The organism is Sphingopyxis sp. 550B (assembly GCF_057401805.1).
This window is the reverse complement of sequence record NZ_CM171610.1, coordinates 1,679,838-1,704,140: the sequence shown is the minus strand read 5'-3', so window position 1 is coordinate 1,704,140 and position 24,303 is coordinate 1,679,838. Positions and strand designations below refer to the sequence as shown.

Below are 24,303 nucleotides of genomic sequence, written 5' to 3'. Positions count from 1 at the left end.
ATGACATTTCCTGCGCTTCTAGCCGAAGCAACGCAATATTTGAACTTCCATGATCTGATGGGCGAAAACAGCGAAATCGCCTTCCACGTCTTCGGCCTGCCGATCCGCTGGTACGCGCTCGCCTATCTCGCCGGCATCTTCGTCGGCTATTGGTATCTGCTGAGGCTAATCGCGCAGCCGGGCGCCCCGATGGCGCGTCGCCACGCCGACGACATGATCTTCTATGCAATGCTCGGCATCATCCTCGGCGGCCGCATCGGCTATGTCCTCTTCTACAATCTCGGCGCCTATCTGGCCGACCCGATCGCCATCTTCCGCCTGTGGGACGGCGGCATGTCGCTGCACGGCGGCGTGGTCGGCGTGCTGATCGCCATCTGGTACGTCACGCGCAAGGAAAAGCTGAGCTTCCTGCGCTTCTGCGACTATATCGCGTGCGTCGTGCCTTTCGGCCTCTTCTTCGGCCGCGTCGCCAATTTCGTCAACGGCGAGCTGTGGGGACGCCCGACGACGGTGCCCTGGGCGATCATCTTTCCGGGCAGCGGCACGATGGACCCGCGCCACCCGAGCCAGCTCTACGAGGCGGGGCTGGAGGGCGTCGTGACCTTCCTCGTCCTCGCCTTCATCTTCTGGCGCACCGATGCGCGCTACAAGCCCGGCTTCCTGTTCGGCATGGCGGCGATCCTCTATGGCCTCAGCCGCTTCGCGCTCGAATTCGTCCGCGAACCCGACGTCCAGCTCGGCACGCTGCCGTGGGGGCTGACGATGGGGCAGACGCTGACGGTGCCGATGCTGATCGCCGGAATCTGGCTGGTCGCGACCGCCAGGGGCCGCCGCCAGCGCGTCGAGCCGATCGCGGGGCCCGACAGCATTGCGTGACGGCCCGCCCACGCCGGCGCAGCTGATCAGGGAAGTGGCGGCGGGACGGCCGATGACGGTCGCCGACTATATGGCGGCCGCCAACGCGCATTATTATGCGACGCGCGACCCGCTGGGGACCGCCGGCGACTTCACCACCGCGCCCGAGATCAGCCAGATGTTCGGCGAGATGATCGGCATCTGGATCGCCGACCTGTGGCGGCGCGCGGGCAGCCCCGCGATTCGCTATGTCGAGATCGGCCCCGGCCGCGGCACGCTGGCCGCCGACGCGCTGCGCACGCTCGCGCGCTTCGGCTGCGCGCCGCAGGGCATCCATCTGGTCGAGGCGAGCCCGGTGCTGCGCGCGGCGCAGGCGGCGCGCCTGTCGTCGGCCGAGCATCACGACGCGGTCGACGCCCTGCCCGACGACCTGCCGCTGATCGTCGTCGCCAATGAATTCTTCGACGCGCTGCCGATCCATCAATATGTGCGGACGGCGGACGGCTGGCGCGAGCGCATGGTCGAGCGCCGCGACGGCCGCCTCGTCGCGGTCCCCGGCGACACGCCGGTGGACGAGATCATCCCCCCGGCGCTGCGCGTGCGCGGCGAGGGCACGATCGTCGAGACCGCCCCGGCGGCGGCGGCGGTCATGCACAAGTGCAGCGCCCGCCTCGCGCGGCAGGGCGGCGCGATGCTGGCCGTCGACTATGGCTACAGCGGCCCGGCGGCGGGCGACACGCTGCAGGCGGTGAAGGCGCATCGCTTCGCCGATCCCTTCGCCGATCCGGGCGAGGCCGACCTGACCGCGCATGTCGATTTCGCCGCGCTCGCCCATGCCGCGCGGCGCCCCTCGACCCACGTCCTCGGCCCCGTCGGACAGGGCATCTGGCTGAGCGCGATGGGAATCGACGCGCGGCTCGAAACGCTGAGCGCCGCGGCGCCCGCGCGCGCCGCCGAACTGCGCGGCCAGCGCGACCGGCTGGTCGAGCCCGGCCAGATGGGCGAGCTGTTCCAGTGCCTCGCGGTGTCGGCGGCCGGCTGGCCGCGCCCCGCCGGCTTTCCGGAGTGACCGCATGACCGCCGCCGTCGTCCCCGCCCGCGCCGACGATGCCGAGGCGCTGTCGCGCTTTGCCGAAGCGGCCTTCGTCGACACCTTCGGCCCTCTCTACGACCCCGCCGACCTCGCGGCCTTCCTCGCCGACTGGAACCCGCCCGCGCGCATCCGCGCGCAGATCGCCGACCCCGCCTGGACGATCGGGCTGGTGCGCGATGCAGGGGGCGCGATCGCGGGCTTTGCGAAGCTCGGCCCGATCGACTTCGCGCTGCCCGAAGGCCAGCCCGCCGACGATGCGACCGAACTGCACCAACTCTATGTCGGCGAGGCGGCGAAGGGCACCGGGGTCGCCGCCGCGCTGATGCAATGGAGCATCGCCTGGGCCCGCGAGCGCGCCGCCATCCTCTATCTGTCGGTGTTCACCGAAAATCCGCGCGCGCAGGCCTTCTATCGCCGCTATGGTTTCGTCGACGTCGGCCGCAACGCTTTCCGGGTCGGCAACCATATCGACGAAGATCGCATCTGGAGGCTCGACCTGTGACCCCGCCCTTTCGCACCGCCGCGCCGCTGGAGGGCGTCCCGCACGGTTTCTTCGGACGCCGCGGCGGGGTGTCGGGCGGCGACCTCGCTTCGCTCAACTGCGGGCTCGGGTCGGGCGACGATCCCGCGCTGATCGCCGAGAACCGCCGCCGCGCCGCCGACGCGCTGTTGCCCGGCGCGGCGCTGGCCGGCCTCTATCAGGTCCACGGCAACCGCTGCGTCGTCGTCGATGCGGCAAGCGACCCCGCCGCGCGGCCGGAGGCGGACGCGCTTGCGACCCGCACCCCGGGCATCCTGCTGTCGATCCTGACCGCCGACTGCGTGCCGGTGCTGTTCGCCGACCGCGAGGCCGGCGTCGTCGGCGCCGCACATGCCGGGTGGAAAGGCGCGCTCGCGGGCGTCACCGACGCGACGCTCGACGCGATGCAGGGACTGGGCGCCGACGCCTCGCGCATCACCGCCGCGATCGGCCCGTGCATCGGCCGCGCCTCCTATGAGGTCGACGAGGCTTTCGTGCAGCGCTTCGTCGACGATGACCCCGAAAACGAGCGCTTCTTCGCCGCCGCGCGCGCCGGCCACGCGATGTTCGACATCGCCGCCTATGTCGCCGCGCGCCTTGCCGCGGCGGGGGTGGCGCGGATCGCGATCGACGGGCAGGACACCTATGCCGAGGCCGCGGAGTATTTCAGCTATCGCCGCGCCTGCCACCGGGGCGAGGACAGCTATGGACGCCAGATGGCGCTGATCGGCATCGCGGCGCGATGAGGGGAACGCGATGAGGGAGGTGCGATGACGGGGGCACGGCTGTTCGGGCTGGTCGGCGGGCTGCTGGCGTTCGCCCTGATGCGGATGCTGCCGGCGCCCGCGGGAATGGAGCCGGGCGCCTGGGCGGTCGCGGCGATGACGCTGCTGATGGCGGTGTGGTGGATGACCGAGGCGATGCCGCTGACGGTCACCGCGCTGCTGCCCTTCCTGCTCGTGCCCAGCTTCGGGGTGATGGATTCCAACGCCATCGCCAAGGAATATTATTCGCCGATCCTGTTCCTGATCCTGGGCGGCGCCTTTCTGGCGCTGGCGATCGAGCGCGTCGGCCTGCACCGCCGGGTCGCGCTGGCGCTGCTCAAGCGCGCGCCGCCGACCGCGACCGGGCTGCTCTTCGCCTTCATGGCGGCGACCGCGGCGATCGGCCTGCTCGTCTCCAACACCTCGACCGCGCTGATCATGATCCCGATCGCGCTCGCGGTGATCGAGGCGGCGGGCATCCCGGAAGGAGAGACAGAGGGTTTCGCCGGTGCGGTGATCATGGGCACCGCCTTCGGCGCGACGATCAGCGGGTTCGGGACGCTGGTCGCGACGCCGACGAACGCGATCGCCGCCGGGCTGATCGAGCGGACGCTGGGCGTGCACATCTCCTTCCTCGACTGGCTGATGTTCGGCCTGCCGGTCGTGATCCTGAGCGTGCCGATCGTCACCTTCGTCCTCGCGCGCGTCCAGCGATTGAAGGACCATCCCTTCGACGCCGCCGCCGCGGCGAGCGCGCTGGGCGAGGCGACAACGTGGAGCCGCGCCGAGCGCCGCGTCGTGCCCGTCGCGCTGCTGGTCGTCGCGGCGTGGATCGCGCAGCCGCTGCTGGCGCCGCTGTTTCCGAAGGGCGCGCTGACCGACGGCACGATCGCGGTGGCGGGCAGCCTGCTGCTGTTCGTCGTTCCCGACGGGACGGGCCGTCCGCTGCTGGTCTGGAAGGAAGCCGACCGGGCGCCGTGGGGCGTCATCATGCTGTTCGGCGGCGGACTGGCGCTGGCGGCGGCGATGACCGAGAGCGGGCTCGCGGCGTGGCTCGGCACCATCCTCGCCCCGCTCGGCGCGATGCCCGCGATCCTGCTGGCGCTGATCATCGTCGCGCTGACCATCCTCGTCACCGAGTTCGCGAGCAATGTCGCGACCGCGAGCGGCATCATGCCCGTGCTGACCGCGCTGATCGCGGCGACGGGGGCCGATCCGATCCTGCTCGCCCTGCCCGTCGCAATGGCGGCGAGCTGGGGCTTCATGCTGCCGTCGGGCACCGGGCCGAGCGCGCTCGCCTGGTCGACCGGCCACATCGCGCTGCCGCGCATGCTGAAGGCCGGGCTGGTCCTCGACATCATCGGCGCGCCGCTGCTGATCGGGGTGATCTGGACCGTCGCGATGCTGGTGTAGGGCGGGGCGGCCGTGGCACGCGCCGCGCGCGGATTTCGTTTCAATTGCAACCGGCGCTGTTGTAGACGGAACACCTCATCCAAAGGAGCATTTCATGGCCATGCGCGGCAAACCCAAGGCGGACATCAAGACGATCGGCGGCCGGACGCTCAATCCCGCGACGCTGATGATGGGGCATGGCTACGACCCGGTGCTGTCCGAAGGATCGCTGAAGCCGCCGATCTTCCTCACCTCGACCTTCGCCTTCGAGAATGCGGCGGCGGGCAAGCGCTTCTTCGAACATATCACCGGCAAGCGGCAGGGGCCGGCCGACGGCCTCGTCTATTCGCGCTTCAACGGGCCGAACCAGGAAATCCTCGAAGACCGCCTCGCGATATGGGACGGCGCCGACGACAGCCTCGTCTTTTCCAGCGGCATGTCGGCGATCGCCACGCTGCTCCTGTCGCTGGTCAACCAGAATGATGTCGTCGTCCATTCGGGCCCGCTCTATGCCGCGACCGAGACGCTGATCGCGCGCATCCTGTCGCGCTTCGGGGTCAGCTTCGTCGATTTCCCCGCCGGCGCGACGCGCGAGGAGCTCGACGCGCTGCTCGCGCGCGCCAGGGCGCTGGCCGACGAAAAGGGCGGCAAGGTCGCGCTCGTCTATCTCGAAAGCCCGGCGAACCCGACCAATGCGCTGGTCGATGTCGAGGCGGTGCGCGCGGCGCGCGACGCCGCCTTCCCCGGTGATCAGAAGCCCGCGATCGCGATCGACAACACCTTCCTCGGCCCGCTGTGGCAGCAGCCGCAGAAACAGGGCGCCGAACTCGTCGTCTACAGCCTCACCAAATATGCCGGGGGCCATTCGGACCTCGTCGCCGGGGGCGTGTCGGGCGACCAGCGGCTGATCGACATCATCCGACCGATGCGCAACACCATCGGCACCATCTGCGACCCGAACACCGCGTGGATGTTGCTGCGCAGCCTCGAAACGCTCGAACTCAGGATGAGCCGCGCGGGGGAGAATGCGCTGAAGGTCTGCACCTTCCTGAAGGATCATCCGAAGGTCGAGGGGCTCGGCTACCTCGGCTTCATCGCCGACCCGCGGCAGAAGGACATCTTCGACCGGCACTGTTCGGGCGCGGGGTCGACCTTCTCGCTGTTCATCCGCGGCGGCGAGGCCGAAAGCTTCCGCTTCCTCGACGCCCTGAAGATCGCAAAACTCGCCGTCAGCCTCGGCGGCACCGAAACGCTCGCCAGTCACCCCGCGGCGATGACCCACCTGTCGGTTCCCGACGAGCGCAAGAAGGCGCTGGGCATCACCGACAATCTGGTGCGCGTGTCGATCGGCATCGAGGACGCCGACGACCTGATCGCCGATTTCGACCAGGCGCTGGCGGCGGTTTGAGCCGCAAAGGCAGCGTAGGATATATTCGCGCAGAGGCGCAGAGTTCGCAGCGTTCACAAAGGTTTTCTGCCGTTCGCCCTGAGCTTGTCGAAGGGCCGCTCTTGCTTTTGGGGGTCGAGAGGTCAGGAACGGTGCTTCGACAAGCTCAGCACGAACGCGAAAGCTATGTTTCTCTGCGAACTCTGCGCCTCTGCGCGAAAATTCATGACTCACGGCGGGAGGACGACAGCGGCCCCTGCATTCGCAGCGGCGACGTCGACACCCTATTTCCGCCGCCAGTCGACGACCTGCCAGCCCATCGTCGGCGCGAGCTTCTTCAGCCGGCGCGACGGGGTCGTCGCCACCGCCTGATCGGCGAAATGCAGCATCGGCCGGTCGGACACATGGTCCGAATAGGCGCGGATATGCGCCGCCTCGCGCGTGATGGCGTTGTCGGCGAGCCATTCGCCGATGCGCGCGAACTTCGCCTCGCCATAGCAATTGTCGCCCGCCAGCCGGGCGTGGACATGATCGGCGCCGTCGGGTTCGTCGAGCCGCGTCGCGAGGACGTCGTCGATCCCCAGCCGCCGCGCGATCGCATCGACATAGAGGTGGAAGGAAGCGGTCGCGAGCAGCAGGCGATAGCCCGCCGCGCGGTCGGCCGCGATCTGGTCGAGCGCCGCCGGATGCAGCCCGCGCGCGACGACCTTGTCGGCGTAGCTTTCGGCGAGCGGCGCGATCTCCGACCGGCGAAAGCTTTTGCCGACCAGCAGCCGCAGGTTGATCGCCTTGAGCCGCGACCGGTCGATCAGCCGCAGCGCATAGGCCAGCCCCGCAAGCGCGACGAGCGGCAGCAGCAGCAGCCGCCACGGCTGGCGCCGCCGCGCGACGTGCATCAGGAAGCCGCTGTAGGTGCCCGCGCGCGTGATCGTGCGATCCATGTCGTACATCGCGATGCGGTGGGCGTAATCGGGGGCGGCCGGGCGATCCATGCGCCTTCCTTACCCCCGCCGCCATCGTCGGCCAAGCCCGGCCCGCGCCACGGATTCGCTTGCCGTCATTCGGCAAATAATCCAAGGTCGTCCGCACGATGGCGGCCAGGGCGGATTTCGAGACGGACGAAGGAGCCGATGGCGTCGATGTGCGCTTTACCGGGCGTCTGACGCTCGCGCGGCTCGGCGACCTGCCCGCCCGGCTCGACGCGCTGGGACCGGTCGCGACGCTCGACCTTTCCGCGATCGAGCGAATCGACACCGTCGGCGCCTGGATCGTGACGCGCACCGCGCAGGCGCACGACGCGAAGGTGGTCGGCGCCAGTGAGGAGGCGCAGCGACTGCTGAAGGCGCTGGCCGACGACAAGAGCGAATATCGCGTCCACCGCGACCGGCGGCCGATGTGGGCGCGCATGCTCGAGCAGATCGGCACCGCGAGCGTCAGCATATGGCGCGAGCTGGTCGGCATCGTCGATTTCTTCGGCGCGATGATCATCGCGCTGTTCATCCAGATTCGCGCGCGGCGCCGCATCCGCTGGCACGCGATCGTCACCCGCTTCCAGACCGTCGGCGTCGACGCGCTGCCGATCATCGGGCTGATGAGCTTCCTGATCGGCATCGTCATCGCGCAGCAGGGCGCGGTGCAGTTGCGCCAGTTCGGGTTGGAGGTGTTCACGATCAACCTCGTCGGCCGCGCCTCGATCCGCGAGCTGGGGCTGCTGATGACCGCGATCATGGTCGCGGGCCGGTCGGGCTCCGCCTTCGCGGCGCAGATCGGCACGATGAAGCTGACCGAAGAGGTCGACGCGATGCGCACGATCGGCGTCTCCCCGATGGAGGCGATCATCCTGCCGCGCGTCGCCGCGTCGACGATCACCATGCCGCTGCTCGCCTTCTATGCCAGCATTTGCGCGATCGTCGGCGGCGGCGCCTTCTGCTGGGTCGGGCTCGACCTGCCGCCGCTCACCTATATCCAGCGGCTGCGCGAGATCATCCCGATGACCGATTTCTGGATCATGCTGATCAAGGCGCCGGTGTTCGGCATCCTGATCGGCGTCACCGGCTGCTACGAGGGGATGCAGGTGCGCCAGAATGCCGAGGAGGTCGGGCGCCGCACGACCTCTGCGGTCGTCGCCGCCATCTTCCTCGTCATCGTCCTCGACGCCTTCTTCGCCGTCTTCTTCTCGACGATCGGGTGGAACTGATGAGCACCGGCGAGCAGGAAGAGGAGATCCGGCAGGAGATCGCGGCTGCCGAGGCGGTGCGGCCCGAGCAGTTCGAATATGCGATCCGCGTCCGCGGCCTCGTCAACCGGTTCGGCGACGCGGTGGTCCACGACGGCCTCGACCTCGACGTGCGGTCGGGCGAGATATTGGGGGTGGTCGGCGGGTCGGGCACCGGCAAGTCGGTGCTGATGCGGTCGATCGTCGGCCTGCAGATTCCGACCGCGGGCGAGATCGAGGTCTATGGCACCTCGCTCGACACCATCGCCAACGAAGAGGAATCGCGCGACCTGCGCCGCCGCTGGGGGGTGATGTTCCAGGGCGGCGCGCTCTTCTCGACGCTCAGCGTTGCGGAGAATATCCAGGTGCCGCTGCGCGAATATTATCCGCGCATCGACCAGCAGCTTCTCGACGAGATCGCCGCCTACAAGGTCGCGATGGTCGGCCTGCCGCCCGATGCCGGGCCCAAATATCCGGCCGAGCTGTCGGGGGGCATGGTCAAGCGCGCCGGGCTGGCACGCGCGCTCGCGCTCGACCCGGCGCTGCTGTTCCTCGACGAGCCGACCGCCGGGCTCGACCCGATCGGCGCCGCCAAGTTCGACGCGCTGATCCGCGAGCTTGCCGACACGATGGGGCTGACCGTCTTCCTGATCACCCACGACCTCGACACGCTCTATGCGACCTGCGACCGCGTCGCGGTGCTGGCCGAAAAGACGGTGATCGCTGTCGGGACGATCCCGGAACTGCTTGCCACCGAACACCCCTGGATACAGGATTATTTCAACGGACCGCGCGGCCGCGCCGCGACGGAATCGCACGAGCGCGTCCCGCGCGATAGGAAAAGCTGATGGAAACACGCTCGAACAATGTGCTGGTGGGCGCCTTCGTCCTCTTCTTCACCGTCGCGCTGGCCTTTTTCGTGGTCTGGCTGGCGAACGACAGCGGCGGCGCGAAGCGCGAATATGACATCTTCTTCAAACAGTCGGTCGACGGGCTGAACAAGGGCGCGCAGGTGCAATTCTCCGGCGTGCCGGTGGGACAGGTGCGCCAGATCGCGCTGTGGCCCGACGATCCGCAGTTCGTCCGCGTCCGCATTGAGGTGGAGGAAAGCGTGCCGATCCTGCAGGGCACCACCGCCGCGCTGGAGGGCGTCGGCTTCACCGGCGTGTCGCAGATCGCGCTCGACGGCGCGGTAAAGGGGGCGCCGCCGATCAGCGACAAGGGGCCGGCGGGCAAGCCGGTGATCCCGACGCGCGTCGGCGGGCTGGGCGAGCTGCTGAACACCGCGCCGCAGCTTCTCCAGCGCCTGTCGACGCTGTCCGAACGGCTCGCCGAACTGGTCGATGACGAGAATCAGGCGAGCATCAAGGGCATCCTCAACAATGTCGAGCAATCGACCGCGATCCTCGCGCGCAACGGCCCCGCGCTCGAAAAGGCGCTCGCCGACACGCGCATCGCGATCCAGCAGACGGGCAACGCCGCCGAGCAGATCGGCAATCTCGCCGCCGCGACGCAGGGCACGATCGACCGCAACGTCGACCCGGCGATGCGCAATCTGCGCGACACGCTCGCCTCCGCCAACCAGTCGATGCAGACGCTCGAACAGGCGATCTCGGACGCGCGGCCGGGCCTTCGCACCTTCAGCGAGACGACCGTTCCCGAAGCCAATGCGCTGATCCGCGACCTGCGCCGCACCTCCTCGTCGCTCTCCAGCCTGACCGACAAGCTCGACCAGCAGGGCGCCAGCGCCGTGATCGGCGGCAGCAAGCTGCCCGACTACAAGAAATGAGGACCCGTCCGATGCCCAGCCGCCTTCGTACCCCCCTGACCCTCGCGCTCGGCGCCCTGCTGCTTTCGGGGTGCGTCAGTTTCGGCGGCAAGGTGCCGCCCTTCCTGCTAACGCTCGATGCCGACGCCGCCCCGGCGGCGGGCGAGGCGCGCACCGCCAGCGACGCCGCGACGCTGACCATCCTGATTCCCGCCGCGCCGCAGAAGCTGCGCACGACGCGCATCCCGGTGCAGCAGGACGATGCCAGCGTCGCCTATGTCAAGGACGCGCAATGGGTCGAGGCGCCGCAGCGGCTGTTCCAGCGCCTGCTGTCCGAAACCGTCGCCGCGCGCACGAACCGCGTGGTGATCGACGAAGGCCAGTATCTGACCGCGCCGGGCGAGCAGCTTGCCGGGCAGCTCATGGAGTTCGGGGTCGATGCGCGGTCGAACGAGGCGATCGTCGTCTATCAGGCGATGCGCGTCGGCGCGGGCGGCAAGACCGTCACCCAGCGCCGCTTTGAGGCGCGCGAGCCGGTCGGCGGCCGGATCGAGGCCAAGCCGGTGGGCGAAGCGCTGACCCGCGCCGCGAACAAGGTCGCGAGCGACGTCGCGGGGTGGCTGGGGAACTGAGATATCCCGCCTCGTCATCGCGGGCAAAACGAAGCAACCCGAGTAGAAGGTGGAACCTGAAGATCGGTCAGATCAAGGGCGCGCCGCTCTGACGTACACCGCTCCGGTTCGCCTCGCTCGCAATGACGGTTCCAATTCACGGCATTCCGATCTAAGCGCGCCGCGCAGTCATGCTGCGGCTTGCGCGCCTCTTTCGGGTTTCCGGCGCGCGCCCTTCCCCCGAGCCCGCCGACCGGAAAGGACTCTTCATGGGATGGATCATCCTCGCCATCGCCGTTTTCACCGAAATCTGCTGGGCGCTCAGTCTGAAATGGGCGGCGACGGTCGGCACGTGGCAGGCGTCGGCGGTGCCGGTGACGCTGAGCTTCGTCAACATGGCGCTGCTCGCCTTCGCGATGCGCGAGATTTCGGCCGGGACCGCCTATGCGATCTGGACCGGGCTGGGCGCGGTCGGCGTGATCATCGGCGGCATCCTTCTGTTCGGCGAAAAGGTCGGCGCGGTGCAGGTCGGCTTCATGGCGCTGATCGTGATCGGGGTGGTGGGCACCAAGCTGTTTTCGGCCGGGTGACGAAGAGCGGGGAAATGGCCGAAAGGCGCCATTTGTCTCCCCTCCCGCTTGCGGGAGGGGTCGGGGGTGGGCAGCAGCGGCGCAAAGGCCCACCCCGCTGCGACTAACGAACAAGTTCGTAAGTCTCGCTGCCCCTCCCGCAGGCGGGAGGGGAACCGGTATGTGACACAAACGACGGCTTTCTACCCCTACCCCAGCAAACTCTTGCTCGCCTGCTCGGTCGCGTCGCGCGACAGGCCCGGTTGCGCCAGGATGCGATCCAGTTCCGCCTTCATCAGCGCCGCCCGCGCCTCGTCGAAGCGCTTCCAGCGGCCGAGCGGCGGGATCAGGCGCGCGGCGGTCTGCGGGTTCTTCGGGTCGAGCGCGATGACGAGGTCGGCGAGCAGGCGATAGCCGGCGCCGTCGGCGCGGTGGAACGCCGCCTGATTGGCGGTGAAGGCGCCATAGAGCGCGCGCACGCGATTGGGGTTCGCCAGCGTGAAATCGGGATGGCGCGCGAGGTCGCGCACCGCATCGACGGTGTCGGGGCGCAGCGACCACGCCTGCACCTGGAACCATTTGTCGAGCACGAGCGGATTGTCGCGGTAGCGCTGGTAGAAGATGTCGAGCGCATGGGCGCGCTCATCGCTGTCGCCGTGCGCGAGCGTCGCGAGCGCCGCCTGCCGCTCGGTCATGCCGTCGGCGTCGGAGAAGATGGCGAAGGCCAGCGCGGGCGCGTCGTCCCTTGCCGTCGCCGCCAGATAGGCGAGCGCGACCCCGCGCAGCCGGCGGCGTCCCTTGGCGGCGGGAGAGAGGTCGGTCGCGGGCGGCGCGGGATCGGCCAGGATCGCGCGCCATTCGCTTTCGAGCGCCTCGCCGATCGCGGCCTGCAGCGCGAGTCGTTCGCGGCGGATCGCATCGGGATCGACCGTTACCATCTGGTCGCCGATGAAGGCCTCGCTCGGCAGCAGCACCGCTTCCGCGACGAAGGCGGGATCGGCGGCGGCGCCCGCCAGCGTCTCGCGCACCGCATCGACCACCGCGCCGCGCTCGGCCGCCTCCCCCGACACCGCCGCGACGAGCGTGTCGAGCATCAGCTGCTGCAACGCTTCGTAGCGCGCAAAGGGATCGTCGTCGTGCGCCGCGAGCCACGCGAGTTCGTCTGGCGCGCGCGCGCAATCGACGATCACCGGGGCGGAGAAGCCGCGGTTGATCGACAGCATCGGCCGGCCGGCGCAACGGCCGAGCGGCACCGTCGCGGCGGCGCGGTCGAGCAGCACGAGTTGCTCCGCCGCGTCCTGTACCGCGCCGTCGCGGTCGAACGCCTTGATCCGCAGCGGGATCAGCATCGGCGCCTTGTCGGGCTGCCCCGGCGTCGGCGGGATGGTCTGCGCGAGGTGCAGCACCCATTCGCCGCTCGCCGCGTCGCCTTCGAGGCGCGCGGCGATCCGCGGCGTTCCGGCCTGGCTGTACCACAGGCGGAATTGCGTCAGGTCGATGCCGGCGCCGTCCTCGATCGCGCGGACGAAATCCTCGCACGTCGCCGCCTCGCCGTCGTGGCGGTCGAAATAGAGGTCGGTGCCCCGCCGAAAGCGTTCGGGGCCGACCATCGTCGCCATCATGCGGATGATCTCCGCCCCCTTGTTATAGACGGTGGCCGTATAGAAGTTCGAGATTTCCTGATAGCTGTCGGGGCGGATCGGGTGCGCGAGCGGTCCGGCGTCCTCGGGGAACTGCGCGGCGCGCAGCACGCGCACATCCTCGATCCGCTTGACCGCCGCCGATCCCATCGCGGCCGAAAAGCTCTGGTCGCGATAGACGGTGAAGCCCTCTTTCAGGCTGAGCTGGAACCAGTCGCGGCAGGTGACGCGGTTGCCCGACCAGTTGTGGAAATATTCGTGCGCGACGACCCCCTCGACCCCGTCGTAATCGGCATCGGTCGCGGTGTCGGGGTCGGCGAGGATATAGCGGGTGTTGAAGACGTTCAGCCCCTTGTTCTCCATCGCCCCCATGTTGAAATCGCTGACCGCGACGATGTTGAACAGGTCGAGGTCATATTCGCGGCCATAGACCTGTTCGTCCCACGCCATGCTGTGCTTGAGCGAAGCCATCGCATGGTGGGTGCGGTCCTGATCGCCCGCGCGCACCCAGATGCCGAGTTCGACGCGGCGTCCCGACAGGGTGGTGAAATGATCGCGGTTGACGACGAGGTCGCCGGCGACGAGCGCGAACAGATAGGAAGGCTTCGGCCACGGGTCTTCCCACAATGCCCAGTGCGTTCCGCCTTCTCCCTCGCCGGTCGCGACGCAATTGCCGTTCGACAGCAGGATCGGGAAGCCGGCCTTGTCGCCCTCCATCCGCACCCGGTAGCGGCTGAGCACGTCGGGACGGTCGGGGTGGAAGGTGATGCGGCGGAACCCTTCCGCCTCGCACTGCGTGCAGAGCATGGAGTTCGAGGCATAGAGCCCCATCAGCTGGCTGTTGGCGGCGGGGTCGATCCGCGTATCGACCTCGACCACCGCGGCGGTCCGGTCGCCCAGGTCGACGACCAGGTCCGGCCCGTCCATCCGCCAGCCGTTCCACGCCTCGCCGTCGACGCGCACCGCTTCTGCCGTCAGCGCGTCGCCGCGCAGCACGAGCGGCGCCGCGGCATCGGCATCGCGCACCACCGACAGCGCCGCCGTCACACGCGTCTCTTCGAGCCCGAGCGCGAAATCGAGCGCCACTTCCGGCACCCGCCATTCGGGCGGGCGATAGGCGGTGCGATGGATGGTGACGGGGGGGACGGGAGAGGAGGACGCGTCGGTCATGTGCGGGAGAAACCTCGAACGGGAATCGTTCGCCCTGGGCTTGCCAAAGGGCCGTCCTTCGTTTCGGCGCCGAAAGAAAGGACGATGCTTCGACACGCTCGGCACGAACGGGAAAAACTGTCGGTCATTGTCCTAGGCTTGGCGGCTGCGCCGCGCAATAAGGCGACCCATGAGCAACATGCTGATTTTCGGAATGGGCTATGCGGCCGGGCACCTCGCGGCACGGCTGCGCGCGCGCGGGTGGGAGGTCATCGGCACCACGCGCGACGGGCGCGGCGGCAGCACCGCCTTCGCCGACGCGCCGGCGGTGCTGGCGGCGCTGCGCGACGCGACGCATATCCTGTCGTCGGTGCCCCCGGCGGACGGGGGCGATCCGGTGCTCGCCCGCTATGGCGAGGCGATCGCCGTCGCGCCCGCCCGCTGGGTCGGGTATCTGTCCTCGACCGGCGTCTATGGCGACGCGCGCGGCGCGTGGGTCGACGAGAGCGCCCCCGTCCACGGCCGCCGCGCCGACCGCAACGCCGCCGACGCCGCGTGGCAGGCGCTGCGCGGCGACGTGCGCGTCCTGCGCCTGCCCGGCATCTATGGCCCCGGCCGGTCGATCCTCGACCGGATACGAGACGGGCGCGCGCATCGCATCGCGCTGCCCGGACAGGTTTTCAGTCGCATCCATGTCGACGACATCGCAGGCGGCGTCATCGCGTCGTTCCGCGGGCCGGCGGGCGTCTACAACCTCGCCGACGAAGAACCCTGTTCGCAGAACCAACTCGTCGAATGGGGCTGCGCGATACTGGGGGCGCCGCTGCCGCGGCTGCAATCGCTGGACGACGCGGCCCTGTCGCCCGCCGCGCGCGCCTTCTATGCCGAGAACCGGCGCGTCGCGAACGGCAAGGCGAAGCGGCTGCTGGGATGGGCGCCGACCTATCCGACGTGGCGCGAGGGGTTGAGGGCAATGCTCGATTGATCTCACGCAAAGGCGCGAAGGCGCGAAGAAAAATATCTCACACAAAGACACAAAGAGGGCGGCCTATATCGCCACCTCTCCTTTGATCCGCAGCCACAGCAGATAAATTGACCGGACTTTGTCCGGTCCTTTTCCATGCACTCGACAGGATGATGAACGGAGGTCGATATTTCCTCCGCCCTCTTTGTGTCTTTGTGTGAGATTGTCGCTACGCCGCGCCGGATTATCTTCTTCGCGCCTTCGCGCCTTTGCGTGAGTTTTTCCGAAAACCCGCCCCAGCTACAGCAACACATCCACCGCGTGGATCAGCACCCCGACCAGCCCGCCGACCAGCGTGCCGTTGATGCGGATATATTGCAGGTCGTCGCCGACCGCGCTTTCCAGCCGGTCGGTGATCGTCTTGGCGTCCCAGCCGCGGATCGTGTCGGACACCAGCCGCAGCGCCGTTTCGCCATAGCTGTCGACCGTGCCGACGACCGCGCGGCGCGCGTAGCGGTTGAGCGTGCGCCGGATCGCCTCGTCCTCGCCGAGCATCGCGCCGAACTGGGTGATGAGTTCGCCGATGCGCCCCGCGAGCATGGTTTCGGGATCGCGCGCCGCCTTGAGCAGCGCAGCGCGGCCCTGTTCCCACAGGCCGTCGAGCCAGCGCTTGACCGCCTTGTTCTCGAGCAGTTCGTCGCGCACGCGCGCGACCTTCGCCTTGACCTCCGGGTCGTGCTGGAGGTCGAGCGCCATCTTGGCGAGCCCCTCCTCGACGCGGATGCGCAGCGGGTGCGTCTCGTCGACCGCCATCTCGGCGAGCAGCTTCGACAGGCCGGCGACGATGCGGTTCGCGATGCTTTCGTCGAGCCCGGTGAAGCGGACGATCGCGTTGCTGTTGTCGTGGACCATCTGGTGGATCAGATGCTCGTTGAGTTCGAGCGTCTTCGATCCCCACCCGACCATCGCATCGAGCAGCGGCTGGTGCCGCCCCTCCGCCAGCGCGGCCTGCAACGCCTGGCCGAGCAGCGGCGCGACGTCGAGTTCGCGCAGCCGGTCGGCGATCGCCGACTTGACCATCCCGCCCAGCCGCTGCTGGTCGAGCGCGCCGAGCGCGTCGGCGATGATCCGCGACGCACCGAGCTTCAGCCGCCCGCCGCCCTCGGCCGGTTCCGACAGGAACTTGCCGACCGCGCCCGCGACGTCGACCGTCTGCATCTTGCGCGCGATCAGGCGCGGCAGCAGGAAATTGGTGAGCAGGAACCGCGCCAGCGTGTCGCCGATGCGGTCCTTGTTGCGCGGCACGATCGCGGTGTGCGGGATCGGCAGCCCCATCGGGTGGCGGAACAGCGCGGTGACCGCGAACCAGTCGGCGAGCCCGCCGACCATCGCCGCCTCCGCAAAGGCGCGCACGAAGCCGATCGCGGGGTGCACGTCCTGATAATATTTGGCGCTGACGAAGATCAGCGCCATCACGACGAGCAGCCCGGTCGCCACGACCCGGATGTTGAGCCCGCCCGTCGGAACCGCGACGCCCCAATGGTCGGAGGGCGCGCTCGGGCGGGCTGGGGTCGGCTCGGTCATGCCCAACAAATGGCGAAGCGCGCCAAAGGTTGCAACCGGCGCGGCGTCCGCTCGCGCCGATGCCGCCCCCGCGTCACTCCGCCGGCGACGGCGCCGGGTCGCCGTGCGGACGCGTGTCGTCGCCCTTGCGATAGGTGAGCAGGTTGGCCGAGAAGAAGCGGCCCAGGCGCTTTTCGATGCTGTCGGCCAGGCTGAAGCCCGCCGGGACGATCAGCAGCGTGAGCAGCGTCGACAGCGCCAGCCCGCCGATCACGACGACGCCCATCGGCGCGCGCCACGCCCCGTCGCCCGACAGCGACAGCGCGGTCGGCACCATGCCGGCGATCATCGCCACCGTCGTCATCACGATCGGCTGCGCGCGCTTGCGGCCCGCATCCTTGAGCGCCGCGAGCTTGTCGACGCCATGGTCCATCTCCTCGATCGCGAAGTCGACGAGCAGGATCGAGTTCTTCGCGACGATGCCGAGCAGCATCAGCAGGCCGATATAGACCGGCATGGAGATTTCCATGCCCGTGATCCACAGGCCCAGCAGACCGCCGAGCGGCGCGAGCAGCAGCGACGACATGTTGACCAGCGGCGACAGGAAGCGGCGATAGAGCAGCACCAGCGTCGAGAAGACCAGCATCAGCCCCGCCACCACGGCGATCATGAAGTTAGTCGCCAGCTCGGCCTGCCACTTGGCGTCGCCCTGGATGATCTTGCGCACGCCCTGCGGCATCGACTTGACCGCCGGCAGCGCGTCGATCTTGGTCTGCGCGTCGCTCGTCACCAGCCCCGGCGCGAGGTCGGCGCCGATCACGATGCGTCGCGTCTGGTTGTAGCGGCGCAATTCGGTCGGGCCGGCCCCGAAGCCGATTTCCGCCACCGCCTTCAGCGGCACGGTGGTCCCGCGCGAGGTCGGCACGGGCAGCGTCTCGATCGTCGCCAGGCTGCGGCGCGAATCCTCCGACAGCAGGACGCGGATCGGAATCTGGCGGTCCGACAGCGAGAATTTCGCGGCATTCTGGTCGATGTCGCCGATCGTCGCGATGCGGATCGTCTGGCTGAGCGCCGCGGTGGTGACGCCGAGTTCCGCCGCGAGGTCGAGCCGCGGCTTCACGATGATCTCCGGCCGCGGAATGTCGCCCTCGATCCGCACCGAGCGCAGTTCCTTGAGCTTGCCCATCTCCGCGACGATCTTCTGCGCATGGCGTTCGAGCAGCACCGGATCGTCGCCGCCGATGATGAAGGTGATGTCGCGGCCCGAGAAGCCGCCCGCCTGGCTCTGGAACGAGACGCGCGCGTCGGGGATCGCCGCCAGCTTCGGCTGCAGGCCGCGTTCCCATTCGACGCTGGTGACCTCGCGATGCTTCTTCAGCGTGATATAGACCCCGCCGCTGCCCACCTGAACGTCGTAGAAGGCATTCTCCACCGCCTTGTCGTCCGCGAGGATCGCGTTGATCTCGTTCGAGACATGCGTGCTCTGCGCCAGCGTCGACCCCGGCGGCAGCTCATATTTGATCTGGCTGTAATCGCTGTTGATCGTCGGCTGGAACTGGTTCGGCAGCTGCGTGAACAGCAGGATGCTGCCGAGGAAGGCGAACAGGCCGATCCCGACGATCCACACGCGATGGTCGAACAATCGCGCCCAGAAGCGCCGCGCCATGAACATGGCCCAGTGGGTGAAGGCCCATTGCCGCATCCCCGCCGCATAGGCGAGCGCCCCCACGACGATCTGCACCAGCCCGACGAGCAGATAGGCGGCGACGAAGCTGATCGGCGTCAGCAGCAGGAAATGGATCGCGGGATTCGGCGCGTCCTGTCCCACCGGCACCGGCTGGAAATAGCGCAAGGCCATGAACAGCACGGCGAGGCCGGCGGCGATCAGCGGCACCGACAGGAAGGCCGGCCGCGTCGCGATGGCGTCGTAACGCGCGCGAACCGCGTGATGCTTGCTGTTGTCGAGCGTCCAGGCAAGGATGCGTTCGTAGCGGTCGATCCACGGGCCGCCGGCATGCTCCTGCTCGCCTTGCGCCGACAGGAAATAGGCGGCGATCATCGGCGTGATCATGCGCGCGACGGCCAGGCTGACGAGCACCGCGAAGACGACGGTCATGCCGAACTGGATGAAGAACTGCCCGGATATGCCGGGCATCAGCGCCACCGGCAGGAAGACCGCGACGATCGACGACGTCGTCGCGACGACGGCGAGGCCGATCTCGTCGGCGGCGTCGATCGCGGCCTGATAGGCCGTCTTGCCCATTCGCATGTGTCGGACGATATTCTCGATCTCGACGATCGCGTCGTCGACGAGCACCCCGGCGACGAGGCTGAGCGCGAGCAGCGACAGGCTGTTCAGCGAAAAGCCCATCATGTCCATGAACCAGAAGGTCGGGATCGCCGACAGCGGGATCGCCATCGCGCTGATCAGCGTCGCGCGCCAGTCGCGCAGGAACAGGAAGACGACGACGACGGCGAGCACCGCGCCCTCGATCATCGCGGCCATCGAGCTGCGATACTGCTCCTTCACATATTCGGTCTTGGTGAAGAGGATCTTGAAGTCGACCTTGGGGTTGTTCTTCTTGATCTCGGCGAGCTTCTTCATCGTCTCGTCGTGGACGGTGACGTCCGACGATCCCTTCGCCTTCTCGATCGAGAAGGACAGCACCTGCTTGCCGCGGATCATCGCGAGGTTGCGCTGTTCGGCATAGCCGTCCGTCACCTTGGCGATGTCGGCCAGGCGGACGGTGCGGCCGTTGCCGATCGCGATGCGCGTCTCGCCGAGCTGGAAGGCATTGGCGGCGTTGCCGAGCACGCGCACCGCCTGTTCGGCCCCCGCGATCTCGGTCCGCCCGCCCGCGGCGTTCAGGTTCACCTGCCGCAGTTCCTGGTTCACCTGGCTCGCGGTCAGGCCATAGCTTTGCATGCGCGCGGGATCGAGGATGACGCGAATCTCGCGATCGACGCCGCCGGCGCGGCTGACCTTGGCCATGCCGGGGATCGACAGCAGTTCCTTGGCGACCGTGTTGTCGACGAACCAGCTGAGCTGTTCCAGCGTCATGTCGGTCGCCTCGACCGCGAAATAGGTGATCGGCCCGCCCGCCGCGTCGATACGCACCACCTGCGGTTCGAGGATGCCGTCGGGCAGGTCGCTGCGGATCTGCTGAACCGCCTGGTTGACGTCGTTATAGGCGCGGTCGATCGGCGTTCCGATCGCGAACTGCACCATCGTCCGGCTGTTGCCCTCGCTGACATAGGAGGACATTTCGTCGACGCCGCTGACCCCGCGGACCGCCGCCTCGACGCGCTGCGTCACCTGCGTCTCCAGCTCCGCCGGCGCGGCGCCGGGCTGCACGACGATGACCTGGACCAGCGGGAACTCGACGTCCGGATTGTCGTTCACGTCCATCCGATTGAAGCTGACGAGGCCCGCCAGCAGCAACAGGATGAACAGCACGACCGGCGGCACCGGATTGCGGATGCACCAGGCGGAGATGTTGCGAAAGCTCATGATTCAAACGCCTTACGTGCTGGTCCGGGTGCGCTTATTGCGCCGATTTCTGGATCACCGGCTTCACCTTTTCGCCGGGGTTGAGGAAGGCGCCGGCAAGCACGACCACCTTTTCGGTGCCCGACAGGCCGGAGGCGATCGATACGCCGCCGTCGGTCACGGTCCCGACCTTCACGGCGCGCCGCTCGATCTTGTCGTCCTTGCCGACGATCAGCACGAAATTGCCGTCGGCGCTGCTCTGCACCGCGCTTTCGGGGAGCAGCGGGGCCTCCGCCGTGCCCGACACCAGCCGCGCGTCGGCAAAGCCGCCGGGGCGCAGCGCGCTGCTGTAGGGGATGGCGATGCGCGCGGTGCCCTGCCGCGTGTTCATGTCGACGATCGGCGACACCTGCCACACCTGCCCCGCGATCTGCAGGTCGGTGCCGACCGGGGTGATCGTCGCGCGCGTGCCGACGCGGACGCGCTGGAGGTCGGCCTCGGCGAGCTGGGCGAGCATTTCCATCTCGCCGCCCTTCGCCATGCGGAACAGCACGCCGCTGCCCGCGCCGACCACCTGGCCGGGTTCGACCTCGCGCGTCAGCACCAGCCCCGCGGCGGGCGCGACGATGTTGAGGCGGCCGTTGCGCGCGACGGCTTCCTGATATTGCGCCTGCGCGACGCGGACGCGCGCGTTGGCGGCGTCGCGGGTCGCGCGCTTGCGGTCGAGGTCGGCCTTCGAGATGAAGCCGCGCGACACCAGCGCCTCGGCACGCTCGAGTTCGGCCTGCGCGAGGCTCGCGTCGGCCTGCGCGACGCGGATCGAGGCGGAGAGGCTGGCCGCCTGCTGCGTCTGCACCGAACGGTCGATGACCGCGAGCGTCTGGCCGGCGCCGACCCACTGGCCGGGCTCGACGAGGACGCGGATCACCTGGCCGCCCTCGCCCGCGACCCCGACGGGCATTTCGCGGCGCGCGGCAATCGTGCCGTTCGCGGCGATCGCCGCCTGCACCGACACCCGCCCGGGGATCACCACGGTGACGTTGGGGACGCTCTGCGCGGCGGCGCCGTCCGCCCCTTCGGCGGTCGCGGCGCCGGTGCCCCGGTGCGTGAAGGCATACCAGGTCGCGGCCAGCGCGAACCCGATCAGCACCAGCGCGACGATCAGCCGCGTGCGCTTGCGGCGGCTCTCGCCCTCGTCATAAAAGCTCGGGGTCGATCCCGCCAGGCTGTCCATCGCTTCCACTTTCCGCTCGTAGTTCACGCCGAAATCCCCATCCGCTGCCCATGGCAGCCGACGCGACGACCGCCGACAGCGATACGCCCCCGCCCGCATGACAGGACCCAAATCCTCGTAGGTGTATTACCGTATTACATCACTAGTGGCAAGAGGCAAACGCCGGCCGCCATCGCTCCGTCCGCCGCCCGCTCATAGACGGGATGGACGGCCGATTCCAGCGGCTTCGGACAACGGAAAGGGCGGCGCACCCCTGCGGGTGGCCGCCCTTGCGTCGGCCGGGCGTCGCGCCCGGCCGCCACGGGATTTCAGCGCACGCGGCCGCGCCGGACGAGGTTGACGATCGCAAGCAGGATCACCGCACCGACGAACGCGGTCAGCAGCGTCCGCCAGTCGAACGCGTCGCCGCGCAGATGCCCGCCGCCGATCAGGCCGCCCAGCAGCAGCCGACCGAGGATCGAACCGATACAACCGACAACGATATTCAGGAAGATGCCCTGTTGGGCATCGGTCCGCATCACGATGCTGGCCAGCCAGCCGATGATGCCGCCCATGACAAGTGCAATGATGAAATCAATCATGATTTGACCCCCTACGATCATTGGTCTGCCCGACGCAGCAGGCACATGGTGGTAACGTAAATATCCGCGGCCGCCTAGAAGTGCTTTCCAGTCGGGCGGACTCGCCCGACGCCTCGGAAAACACGGAAAAACAATGTCCTAGAGCGCCGTGCTTCAAATCTGCACCGTTTGCCCTGAGCTTGTCGAAGGGTCGTTCTTGCTTTCAGCGCCGTAAGAAGAAGGACGGTGCTTCGACAAGCTCAGCACGAACGCGTGTGGATGATGCAGATTTCATGCTCGCCGCTCTAGCGAAATGGCAGCCGCCGGACAAAGCCCCGTTTCGGATCAGCGAACGCTGCCGCGGCGGACGAGGTTGATCAGGCCGAGCAGCACGACCGCGCCGATGAACGACCACAGCAGGCCGATCGGGCTGAACGCGTCGAGCGAGGCGCCCATGCCGAACATCCCGCCGAGGATGTTGCCGAGGAATGCGCCGACGACGCCGACGACGATGTTGAGGAGGATGCCCTGTTGCGCATCGGTCCGCATGACGATGCTGGCCAGCCAGCCGATGATGCCGCCGACGATCAACGTGATGATGATACCCATGTCCGTCCCTTTCTCTGTCGGTTCGGGAAGCCGCCGACGGCGGCAGATGATGCCGATGCCCGGCGATCCGGGCATCGTCCCGACGATGCGGACATAATGCGAGAAGGGCGAAAAAGGTTCCCGGCCGGACCGCGAAAGGCCCGGCCGGGAAAGGGAGATCAATTCCGGATCGGGGAACTGATCTGGGTCGCAGGAGCAGGCATAGGGGAGGAATGGCGACGGCGTTGTGACAGCCATCACACCGCGACGCCGCAGTTGGGCGGATCGCCCGTTCGACGCGGCATCACGGTGCAGGCCGCGTCCGCCCCCCGCCCCCGGTCATCGCGAGCCTTCGACTGTCTTGCAGACGCTCAGGATAGAGCGGCGTGCCATAAACCCGCGACGCCCCCCATATCCGTTCGTGCCGAGCGCAGTCGAGACACCCATCGGCCTTGCGCCGCGCTGACAGGTGTCTCGACTGCTCTCGACACGAACGGGACGATGGGTCACGCTGCCTCATCGGTTCGTCATGCTGAACGCGTTTCAGCATCCATGGCCGGACCTTCCCTTTTCCGCCGCCTTTCGGACGAGGGCGGACCATGGCCCCCCGGATCGGCTCCGGGGCAGGCTCTGAAACAGGTTGGCACATATGTCCTTCAGGCAAGTCAGGAACTGTTCCCCGGCGAAAGCCGGGGTCCATGCGGGGCAGCGCTGTGCCATCTGGACCCCGGCTTTCGCCGGGGAACAGTTCCTTGTCGAGGGATCATTGCCAGACAAGTTCGGGTGACGGAAAAGAGAAACCGTGCCGAAATCCGAATCCCCACGGGTCTTAGGGTCAGGGCCCATTAATTTGCCGTTCGAGGCGTCGAAATGGCGAAGATATCGGGCTTGGGCGGACGCAGCGGGTAGCATCGCTACCCGCAAGGCCGCACGAGCCTGAGATCGAAGCCATTTCGGCGTCCCTGCGGGATTTGACCGATTTTGCCCATGGCTTCGTCGGCAAGTCTTGAAATATCGACATATTCCCGCGTCTTGCTTCCTCGCCCTGAGCAAAATCGCTTCAAACCTCGAACGGCAAATTAATGGGCCCTGACCCTAAACCGCGCGCAGCAATCCAGCGCGGCCCGCCCACGCTCCGGATTGCCGCGCGGCTTCGCCGCTCGCGGGTGACGACAAATCTTGCCCTATCATGAAAACGCGCTCGTCGCGCTGCATCTCCTCGATCAGCGCCTCGCGCAGCGCCGCGCGGTAACTCAGCGTACGCACGCCATTGGCCGGCCGATCGCTCATGCAGCGCCTCCCGCGCTCAACAGTCCTTCGAAGATTCGCTCGGGCCCGGGCTTGGTGGCCGATAACGCATGCTCGACAGCGCGTTCCATCGCCTTTGCCTCCTCGGCCCGGATCTGGTCGAGCCGATGCTGTTCCACACCTCTTTCGAGAAGCCTCTGCGCCGCGATCGCCTCAGGATCGCGCGTTTCCATCGCCTCCAACTCCGCTTTGTCGCGGTAGGCCTGATCGCCCGCGGAACAGGAATGGAAAATGCCGCCGCAACGCCGGCGACGAAACGAAATGGGGGCCGGCATCGCTGCCAGCCCCCACTATCCGGTTTTGTCCTGCGCTGCCGCCTGCCCCATCCCGGTCCGCTGTCTTGCGATCAGCAAACCGCCAAACGAGGCGCCGTGACGCGCGCCGGAACAATCCGGCGACGGTTCGGTCGGCCCCCTTGCGGGGGCCGGCCTCACCGGAAGGCCCTTCGTCATCTCGTCCGGCATCTGCCGAAGCAGTCGCCTTTCCCGAGCGATGGTCTGCCTTCCAATCGCCTGATCGGGTTCGCTTCAACTCGTGGGAATATCCGCGTTCCGTGATCGGGCTATCGGTCGTTTCGTCGTCCGACCCTTCCGTTTCCGTCCGACTGGTCTTGCAACCAGTCTTTCCGTCCCG

The 24,303-nt window shown here is 68.1% G+C and carries 21 protein-coding genes; 12 read left to right on the top strand and 9 right to left on the bottom strand.

The window, feature by feature from the left end:
• The 6 genes from lgt to AC2S9W_RS07880 all read left to right on the top strand — a co-directional run bounded on the left by lgt (position 1) and on the right by AC2S9W_RS07880 (position 6,032).
• Positions 1–876: a prolipoprotein diacylglyceryl transferase gene (gene lgt, locus AC2S9W_RS07905; RefSeq protein ID WP_076074339.1), complete on the top strand. Its 876-nt coding sequence runs from the start codon at positions 1–3 to the stop codon at positions 874–876.
• A 52-nt stretch (positions 877–928) separates the two neighbouring features.
• Positions 929–1,924 carry a class I SAM-dependent methyltransferase gene (locus AC2S9W_RS07900; protein WP_234002572.1) on the top strand — a complete coding sequence of 332 codons (996 nt, stop codon included), beginning with the start codon at positions 929–931 and terminating at the stop codon, positions 1,922–1,924.
• Between the two features lie 4 nt (positions 1,925–1,928).
• Entirely contained in the window at positions 1,929–2,450 is a 522-nt protein-coding gene (locus tag AC2S9W_RS07895; protein ID WP_076074334.1) for a GNAT family N-acetyltransferase, read from the top strand.
• Positions 2,447–3,214 (top strand): peptidoglycan editing factor PgeF, encoded by a 768-nt coding sequence (gene pgeF / locus AC2S9W_RS07890; protein ID WP_076074332.1) that lies wholly within the window; start codon positions 2,447–2,449, stop codon positions 3,212–3,214. The genes AC2S9W_RS07895 and pgeF overlap by 4 nt, the downstream gene beginning before the upstream one ends.
• A gap of 24 nt (positions 3,215–3,238) precedes the next feature.
• Positions 3,239–4,645 (top strand): SLC13 family permease, encoded by a 1,407-nt coding sequence (locus tag AC2S9W_RS07885; RefSeq protein WP_076074329.1) that lies wholly within the window; start codon positions 3,239–3,241, stop codon positions 4,643–4,645.
• 94 nt (positions 4,646–4,739) lie between these two features.
• Positions 4,740–6,032 (top strand): cystathionine gamma-synthase family protein, encoded by a 1,293-nt coding sequence (locus tag AC2S9W_RS07880; protein WP_486571841.1) that lies wholly within the window; start codon positions 4,740–4,742, stop codon positions 6,030–6,032.
• Between the two features lie 263 nt (positions 6,033–6,295).
• Here AC2S9W_RS07880 and AC2S9W_RS07875 read toward each other — a convergent pair whose 3' ends face one another.
• Complete coding sequence (locus AC2S9W_RS07875; protein ID WP_082797126.1) at positions 6,296–7,003, bottom strand: HAD family hydrolase; 708 nt, start codon at positions 7,001–7,003, stop codon at positions 6,296–6,298.
• A 98-nt stretch (positions 7,004–7,101) separates the two neighbouring features.
• On the opposite strand from AC2S9W_RS07875, the gene AC2S9W_RS07870 reads away from it, so the two are divergent.
• From AC2S9W_RS07870 to AC2S9W_RS07850, 5 genes are all read left to right on the top strand, one after another.
• Positions 7,102–8,208 (top strand): ABC transporter permease, encoded by a 1,107-nt coding sequence (locus AC2S9W_RS07870; protein ID WP_067110229.1) that lies wholly within the window; start codon positions 7,102–7,104, stop codon positions 8,206–8,208.
• Entirely contained in the window at positions 8,208–9,074 is an 867-nt protein-coding gene (locus AC2S9W_RS07865) for an ABC transporter ATP-binding protein (RefSeq protein WP_486571840.1), read from the top strand. The genes AC2S9W_RS07870 and AC2S9W_RS07865 overlap by 1 nt, the downstream gene beginning before the upstream one ends.
• The gene (locus AC2S9W_RS07860; RefSeq protein WP_212597568.1) at positions 9,074–10,015 is read left to right on the top strand and encodes an MlaD family protein; all 942 of its coding nucleotides are present in this window, start codon (positions 9,074–9,076) and stop codon (positions 10,013–10,015) included. Before AC2S9W_RS07865 ends, AC2S9W_RS07860 begins: the two co-directional genes overlap by 1 nt.
• Positions 10,016–10,026: 11 nt before the next feature.
• Positions 10,027–10,626 (top strand): ABC-type transport auxiliary lipoprotein family protein, encoded by a 600-nt coding sequence (locus tag AC2S9W_RS07855; RefSeq protein WP_212597569.1) that lies wholly within the window; start codon positions 10,027–10,029, stop codon positions 10,624–10,626.
• Between the two features lie 248 nt (positions 10,627–10,874).
• Positions 10,875–11,195: a DMT family transporter gene (locus AC2S9W_RS07850; protein ID WP_067110216.1), complete on the top strand. Its 321-nt coding sequence runs from the start codon at positions 10,875–10,877 to the stop codon at positions 11,193–11,195.
• Positions 11,196–11,383: 188 nt separating this feature from the next.
• On the opposite strand, the gene pepN is transcribed toward AC2S9W_RS07850, so the two are convergent.
• Positions 11,384–13,984, bottom strand: a complete 2,601-nt coding sequence (pepN, locus tag AC2S9W_RS07845; RefSeq protein WP_486571839.1) for an aminopeptidase N — start codon at positions 13,982–13,984, stop codon at positions 11,384–11,386.
• Between the two features lie 169 nt (positions 13,985–14,153).
• Between pepN and AC2S9W_RS07840 the strand changes: the two genes are divergently transcribed.
• Positions 14,154–14,948, top strand: a complete 795-nt coding sequence (locus tag AC2S9W_RS07840) for a Rossmann-fold NAD(P)-binding domain-containing protein (RefSeq protein WP_486571838.1) — start codon at positions 14,154–14,156, stop codon at positions 14,946–14,948.
• A 279-nt stretch (positions 14,949–15,227) separates the two neighbouring features.
• Here AC2S9W_RS07840 and AC2S9W_RS07835 read toward each other — a convergent pair whose 3' ends face one another.
• The 7 genes from AC2S9W_RS07835 to AC2S9W_RS07805 form a co-directional block, all read right to left on the bottom strand.
• Entirely contained in the window at positions 15,228–16,511 is a 1,284-nt protein-coding gene (locus AC2S9W_RS07835; RefSeq protein ID WP_419964890.1) for a DUF445 domain-containing protein, read from the bottom strand.
• 73 nt (positions 16,512–16,584) lie between these two features.
• On the bottom strand, positions 16,585–20,001 hold the full coding sequence (locus AC2S9W_RS07830; protein WP_486571837.1) for an efflux RND transporter permease subunit: 3,417 nt from the start codon (positions 19,999–20,001) through the stop codon (positions 16,585–16,587).
• 34 nt (positions 20,002–20,035) lie between these two features.
• Positions 20,036–21,214, bottom strand: coding sequence for an efflux RND transporter periplasmic adaptor subunit (locus AC2S9W_RS07825; RefSeq protein WP_486571836.1), 1,179 nt, complete (start codon positions 21,212–21,214; stop codon positions 20,036–20,038).
• A 308-nt stretch (positions 21,215–21,522) separates the two neighbouring features.
• A complete protein-coding gene (locus tag AC2S9W_RS07820) occupies positions 21,523–21,795 on the bottom strand; it encodes a GlsB/YeaQ/YmgE family stress response membrane protein (RefSeq protein WP_174521660.1) in 273 nt (90 codons plus the stop codon).
• 324 nt (positions 21,796–22,119) lie between these two features.
• Positions 22,120–22,383, bottom strand: a complete 264-nt coding sequence (locus AC2S9W_RS07815; protein WP_067110264.1) for a GlsB/YeaQ/YmgE family stress response membrane protein — start codon at positions 22,381–22,383, stop codon at positions 22,120–22,122.
• A gap of 1,074 nt (positions 22,384–23,457) precedes the next feature.
• Positions 23,458–23,652: a hypothetical protein gene (locus tag AC2S9W_RS07810; protein ID WP_076074310.1), complete on the bottom strand. Its 195-nt coding sequence runs from the start codon at positions 23,650–23,652 to the stop codon at positions 23,458–23,460.
• Positions 23,649–23,945, bottom strand: a complete 297-nt coding sequence (locus AC2S9W_RS07805) for a hypothetical protein (RefSeq protein ID WP_104959362.1) — start codon at positions 23,943–23,945, stop codon at positions 23,649–23,651. The genes AC2S9W_RS07810 and AC2S9W_RS07805 overlap by 4 nt, the downstream gene beginning before the upstream one ends.
• Positions 23,946–24,303: the final 358 nt, after the last annotated feature.

Excerpts from the sequence above, each read along its gene's own strand:
- AC2S9W_RS07850 (WP_067110216.1), top strand. The coding sequence starts at position 10,875 with ATGGGATGGATCATCCTCGCCATCGCCGTTTTCACCGAAATCTGCTGG.
- AC2S9W_RS07825 (WP_486571836.1), bottom strand. The coding sequence starts at position 21,214 with ATGGACAGCCTGGCGGGATCGACCCCGAGCTTTTATGACGAGGGCGAG.
- AC2S9W_RS07895 (WP_076074334.1), top strand. The coding sequence starts at position 1,929 with ATGACCGCCGCCGTCGTCCCCGCCCGCGCCGACGATGCCGAGGCGCTG.
- AC2S9W_RS07835 (WP_419964890.1), bottom strand. The coding sequence starts at position 16,511 with ATGACCGAGCCGACCCCAGCCCGCCCGAGCGCGCCCTCCGACCATTGG.
- AC2S9W_RS07880 (WP_486571841.1), top strand. The coding sequence starts at position 4,740 with ATGGCCATGCGCGGCAAACCCAAGGCGGACATCAAGACGATCGGCGGC.
- AC2S9W_RS07855 (WP_212597569.1), top strand. The coding sequence starts at position 10,027 with ATGCCCAGCCGCCTTCGTACCCCCCTGACCCTCGCGCTCGGCGCCCTG.
- AC2S9W_RS07900 (WP_234002572.1), top strand. The coding sequence starts at position 929 with ATGACGGTCGCCGACTATATGGCGGCCGCCAACGCGCATTATTATGCG.
- AC2S9W_RS07865 (WP_486571840.1), top strand. The coding sequence starts at position 8,208 with ATGAGCACCGGCGAGCAGGAAGAGGAGATCCGGCAGGAGATCGCGGCT.
- AC2S9W_RS07840 (WP_486571838.1), top strand. The coding sequence starts at position 14,154 with ATGAGCAACATGCTGATTTTCGGAATGGGCTATGCGGCCGGGCACCTC.
- AC2S9W_RS07885 (WP_076074329.1), top strand. The coding sequence starts at position 3,239 with ATGACGGGGGCACGGCTGTTCGGGCTGGTCGGCGGGCTGCTGGCGTTC.
- pepN (WP_486571839.1), bottom strand. The coding sequence starts at position 13,984 with ATGACCGACGCGTCCTCCTCTCCCGTCCCCCCCGTCACCATCCATCGC.
- AC2S9W_RS07820 (WP_174521660.1), bottom strand. The coding sequence starts at position 21,795 with ATGATTGATTTCATCATTGCACTTGTCATGGGCGGCATCATCGGCTGG.
- lgt (WP_076074339.1), top strand. The coding sequence starts at position 1 with ATGACATTTCCTGCGCTTCTAGCCGAAGCAACGCAATATTTGAACTTC.
- AC2S9W_RS07805 (WP_104959362.1), bottom strand. The coding sequence starts at position 23,945 with ATGCCGGCCCCCATTTCGTTTCGTCGCCGGCGTTGCGGCGGCATTTTC.
- AC2S9W_RS07830 (WP_486571837.1), bottom strand. The coding sequence starts at position 20,001 with ATGAGCTTTCGCAACATCTCCGCCTGGTGCATCCGCAATCCGGTGCCG.
- AC2S9W_RS07815 (WP_067110264.1), bottom strand. The coding sequence starts at position 22,383 with ATGGGTATCATCATCACGTTGATCGTCGGCGGCATCATCGGCTGGCTG.
- AC2S9W_RS07860 (WP_212597568.1), top strand. The coding sequence starts at position 9,074 with ATGGAAACACGCTCGAACAATGTGCTGGTGGGCGCCTTCGTCCTCTTC.
- AC2S9W_RS07810 (WP_076074310.1), bottom strand. The coding sequence starts at position 23,652 with ATGAGCGATCGGCCGGCCAATGGCGTGCGTACGCTGAGTTACCGCGCG.
- AC2S9W_RS07870 (WP_067110229.1), top strand. The coding sequence starts at position 7,102 with ATGGCGGCCAGGGCGGATTTCGAGACGGACGAAGGAGCCGATGGCGTC.
- AC2S9W_RS07875 (WP_082797126.1), bottom strand. The coding sequence starts at position 7,003 with ATGGATCGCCCGGCCGCCCCCGATTACGCCCACCGCATCGCGATGTAC.